Below are 4,418 nucleotides of genomic sequence, written 5' to 3'. Positions count from 1 at the left end.
ACCGCGACGCCCACCTCGCCGCAGGCAAAACCACCAAAGACACCCTCCGCCTCCTCAAAAGAGCCCTCTGCCGCGAACTCTTCCCCCACCTCTGCCGACCTTGACAAATAGAAGCTTCGAGATCCACGTCCTCCAGCGGGTCGGCCTCCGGATCGCCTCTGGGCACCTGCGGATCGCCTGTCACGTTCCGCATCTGGATGGCGCGATCGCACCCGTGATGTCGGTGGTCGGTGGTGTCATCCTCGTATGGTTCTTCTGAATGTCGAGGCGAGGCCCGCGGGCGGCGGTCCGAGCGTGCGCGAGTGCTTCGACGACGCCCTCGTCGCCGCCGTCGGAGCCGCCTGCGCGGTCGACGCGTTCCGCGCGCGAGCCGAAGCCGAGCGGGCGGAACTGATCGAGCTCGCCCGCCGCACGGCGATGACGCTCCCGGAGGCGCTCGTCGACCCCGGCGTGCCAGCGCACGTCGAACGCGAGGAGGCCGCGATGCGCGCCCTGATCGCGGAGATCGCGACCGGCATGCGGGTCTCCGAATCCCTGGCTGCTGTCCTCGTGGAGGAGAGCCGGATGCTCGTCAACGAGCTGCCGCAGACTCTGACGGCTCTGGGCGAGGCCGCGATCGCACCCGAGCACGCCCGCGTGATCATCAGGGCGGCACTCGATCTCCCGATCGAGGTGCGTGGCCGCTTCGACGAGGCCGCAACGCCTCTCGCTCGCGAGTGCACACCTCCCCAGCTCCGGCGCCGGCTGCCGTCGCTGCGCGAGCGCCTGCACCCCGAGTCGCTCACCGACCGCCACGTGCGGTGCGCCGTCCGCCGCGGCGTGTGGCTCGACGGCGACCTCGACGGCATGGCCACCCTGCACCTGCACCTGCACCTCCCCGCACCCGACGCACACGGAGCCTTCGACTGCATCGATCGCGCCGCCCGCAGCCTGCACGAGGCGCCGGAGGAGGAGCGCACCCTCGGGCAGCTGCGCGCCGATGTCGTCACCGCGCTCCTTCTCGACGGCGAGATCGTGCCGGGCCCGGATGGTTCCCCGCCCGCGACGGCGGTCCCGCGGGGCATGCGGCCGCGGGTCTCCGTCACCGTGCCCGTCCTGACCTTGCTCGGACGCTCCGACGAACCCGGCGTCCTCGACGGCTACGGACCCATCGACCCCGCCACCGCCAGACGCCTGGCCGCCGACGCTCCCTCCTTCACCCGCATCCTCACCCACCCCGAGACCGGCGCGGTCCTCTCCGTCGGACGCACCGCCTACCGCGTCCCCGCAGACCTCCGCCGGCCCTCGCCCACCGCGACGCCACCTGCCGGTTCCCCGGCTGCACCCGCTCCGCCCGCGACAGCGACATCGACCACGGCATCGAGTGGCAGCACGACGGATCGACCGCCGCCGACGACCTCGCCCACCTCTGCCGCCACCACCACCGGCTCCGCCACACCACCACCTGGCAGGTCCACCACCGACCAGGCGGAATCCTCCACTGGACCAGCCCCACCGGACGACACCACACCACAGTGCCGGAGCCACCGCCGCAGCCCTTCCAGAGCACAGATTCCGGGAGACTGCCGGTCGACGACGATCCACCTCCGTTCGGAGGAGGGATGTGAGAGCCCTTCTCCACAAGAGCGAACCGGCCACCGCGTGGTCGTTCGAAACGATCCGCCGCTCCGCCGACTCGAGGTCCGTCGCGCCGAGCCCTCTCCTGCCGGAGACCACTCCGTCGTCAGCGCGGAGGCCGTGACGAGCGAAGGTGGGAGGCCCAGGACGAGCCGCGCCCGTCCTCAGCGCTTTGAGCGCCCCCGCGCCCGGTCGCGGGCGAACAGGTGACCGGCGAAGGCCAGCGCGGCACCGAGCGCGAGCCCGACGCCCACGCCCGCTCCCACCCCGATGCCGGGGAACACGAGCGAGCTCGCGATCCCCAGCAGCAGTCCGACGACCGCGCCGCCGACGCTCCAGAGCACGGTCAGTCCTCGCGCTCCCACGGAGCCGCGATGGGGTAGTACTCCTCGAGGAACCCGATGACGGCCTTGGTGCGCGCCTCGGCCGAGATCTCGGGGAAGCTGCCGTCGTTGAGGCAGAAGAAGTCGACGCCGCGGTTCTTCAGCAGCTTCTTCATGTCCTTCAGGCCCTGGTGCATCGTCGTGTCGACGTACTTCACCTTCGCGTTCTCCTGCACGACCGCGCGCCCGGTCATCAGCGCGTAGTAGTGGTAGAGCGAGTTGGTGACCGAGACGTCGCTCGAGGAGCGGAAGCGGCTCGCGGCGGTCGCGGTGAACTCGGGCTCGAACTCGGTCTCGAGCTCGGCCATGACGCTCTTGCGCAGCGGCGTCGCCGCGTGCTCGAGGTGACGGGTGGTCATCGCGCCGAAGCGCTCGCGCAGCAGGCGCCGGTTGACGCGTGCGGCGTTCTCGAAGCCGCTCCGGGAGGCGTTGGAGTCGCCCATGCCGATGCGGGTCGTCGCCTCGATGAACTTCGTGATGCCTCCGGGCGAGAAGAAGATCGACGGGTCGACCGGGCGCCCGAAGAACATGTCGTCGTTGGAGTAGAGGAAGTGCTCGGCGAGCCCGGGGATGCGGTGCAGCTGGCTCTCGACGGCGTGCGAGTTGTGGGTCGGCAGCACCGAGAGATCGCGGAAGTGGTCCTCGCTGCGCACGAGGGTGACGTCGGGGTGCTCGTCGAGCCATCGGGGACGGGGCGAGTCGGTGACGATGTAGATGTGCCGGATCCAGGGCGCGTACATGTAGACGCTGCGCAGCGCGTACTTGAGCTCGTCGATCTGGCGGAAGCGCGCGGGGGCGTCGTCGCCCTCGCCGACCACGTAGCTGGCCATGCGGGCGGCTCGGGCGCGCTGGAACTCGAGATCGGTGCCGTCGACCCACGAGAAGACGATGTCGACCTCGAAGCGGATGTCGCTGACGAGCGGCTCGAACATGCCCTCGAAGGTCGGCCAGGTGCGGCCGTAGGCCTCGACGTGCGCGTCGATGGCCTCGGCCACGGGGAGGCTGTTGCGCATGAGCGCGTTCTCGGCGGGAGTGATGATCTCCTCCTCGCCCACCTTCCACAGCTCGAGACGCACGCCGCTGCGGGCGCCGTAGCGGAGCGAGCCGGTGGAGGAGACGCGGGGGCGGAAGAGCGAGAAGACGTGGGCGCGCGGGTACGGCGCGATCATGCCCTCGGCGATGAGGTGCGGCGGAGTGCCGCGCTTGTCGAGGGTCTTCACGTAGAAGGGCTCGGTCGCGAAGGCGCGGGCCAGCAGGGTCGCCAGCTCGGTGCCGAGCGAGCGGTCGACCGCGAGGAACGGAGCGCCGTCGGTACCGCGGATCAGCCGGTAGGGGAACTCGGCCTCGTCGAGCACCTCGCCGATCGCGATCAGGTCCTCGGTCCAGGCTGCTTTCGGCGTCGTACTCGAGTTCACCAGCGAGAACAGACCGGCGTGGACGACGACGTCGTCCCGGTCGAAATGGCGGGGGCGCAGGAGCGGGGGCGGGAGAGCACGGACGGAAGGCATGATTCACATTATCCGCCGCCTGTTTCCCGTGCGTTACCGCTGGATCAGCTTGACAGCGAGTCGAATCGCGCGAAGGCGTCGTCGGCGGCGCGCTGCGCGTCCCGGGCCCGGTGCCCCTCCTCGGCGAACGCGACGCCGAGCGCGGCGGCCGGCTCGCCGAGCCGGGCGGCACGGGCAGAGTGCTCGCCCAGTGCGCGGCGGGCGGCGAGCGCGTCGCGCTGCTCCCCCAGCGCGTCCGCGATGTCCTCCGCGGTGCTCCCCAGCCGGTGCGCGCGGGAGCCGACCGCGGAGGGGACGACCGAGCGCCACGCCTCGGCGACGTAGCGCAGCCGCTTCGCCGCCTTGCGGACCTCGTGCCGATCCGGTCCGCTCCGCGCCGTCTCCAGACGCGACAGCTCCTTCTTCAGCGACCGCTTCACCAGCTTCCGAGCGCTCGAGCCCGCCTTCGCGGTCCTCGGCGGGTCGCCGATCAGCTCGTCGAGCGACGCCAGCAGGTCGAGGTACCGGCCGCCGCGCAGCGTTCGGGCGACGCGGCGGAGCGCGACACCGTGCCGGCCCTCGATGTCGACCAGGAGGCTCGACTCCGGCACGGCGGCCGCGGGCAGCTGCTCGGCGGCGGCGGCGAGACCGGCGCGCAGGCGGGCCCCCAGCACCTCCTCGTCCCGCGCGGCGCCGAGGACTCCACCGAGCCAGCGCAGCTCGTCGCGGATCGGGTCGGTGGCACTGCGGTCCAGGACCGAGCGGGAGGCGGCGAGCACGCTCCGCAGCCGCCGGCAGAGCGTCCGCATCCGGTGCAGTGCGTTCTCGGCCTCGAGGCGCACGAAGGGGTCGACGGCGCGGAGCTCGGCCAGCAGCTCGACGACCGCGGCGAGCGCCGCCTCTCCCCCGTCGCGCGGGGCGGGGCGGCGCC

General features: G+C 71.8%; 4 protein-coding genes. 1 reads left to right on the top strand and 3 read right to left on the bottom strand.

Annotated features, from left to right (window positions below):
* Positions 1–246 precede the first annotated feature (246 nt).
* Positions 247–1,827, top strand: a complete 1,581-nt coding sequence (locus NB037_RS20030; protein ID WP_372490791.1) for a DUF222 domain-containing protein — start codon at positions 247–249, stop codon at positions 1,825–1,827.
* Here NB037_RS20030 and NB037_RS18750 read toward each other — a convergent pair.
* From NB037_RS18750 to NB037_RS18740, 3 genes are all read right to left on the bottom strand, one after another.
* Complete coding sequence (locus NB037_RS18750) at positions 1,782–1,961, bottom strand: hypothetical protein (protein ID WP_251948465.1); 180 nt, start codon at positions 1,959–1,961, stop codon at positions 1,782–1,784. The genes NB037_RS20030 and NB037_RS18750 overlap by 46 nt on opposite strands.
* Before the next feature lie 2 nt (positions 1,962–1,963).
* Positions 1,964–3,508: a stealth family protein gene (locus tag NB037_RS18745; protein WP_251948464.1), complete on the bottom strand. Its 1,545-nt coding sequence runs from the start codon at positions 3,506–3,508 to the stop codon at positions 1,964–1,966.
* A 44-nt stretch (positions 3,509–3,552) separates the two neighbouring features.
* The coding region (locus NB037_RS18740) for a CHAD domain-containing protein (RefSeq protein ID WP_251948463.1) at positions 3,553–4,418 on the bottom strand (866 nt) is incomplete at its 5' end.

The sequence above is a fragment of the Rathayibacter rubneri genome, assembly GCF_023743255.1.
Lineage (GTDB): Bacteria > Actinomycetota > Actinomycetes > Actinomycetales > Microbacteriaceae > Rathayibacter > Rathayibacter rubneri.
This window is presented reverse-complemented; position numbering and strand designations above follow the sequence as displayed.

What these genes read in the sequence shown, in the direction of transcription:
- NB037_RS20030 (WP_372490791.1), top strand. Translation starts at nt 247, where the DNA reads ATGGTTCTTCTGAATGTCGAGGCGAGGCCCGCGGGCGGCGGTCCGAGC.
- NB037_RS18745 (WP_251948464.1), bottom strand. Translation starts at nt 3,508, where the DNA reads ATGCCTTCCGTCCGTGCTCTCCCGCCCCCGCTCCTGCGCCCCCGCCAT.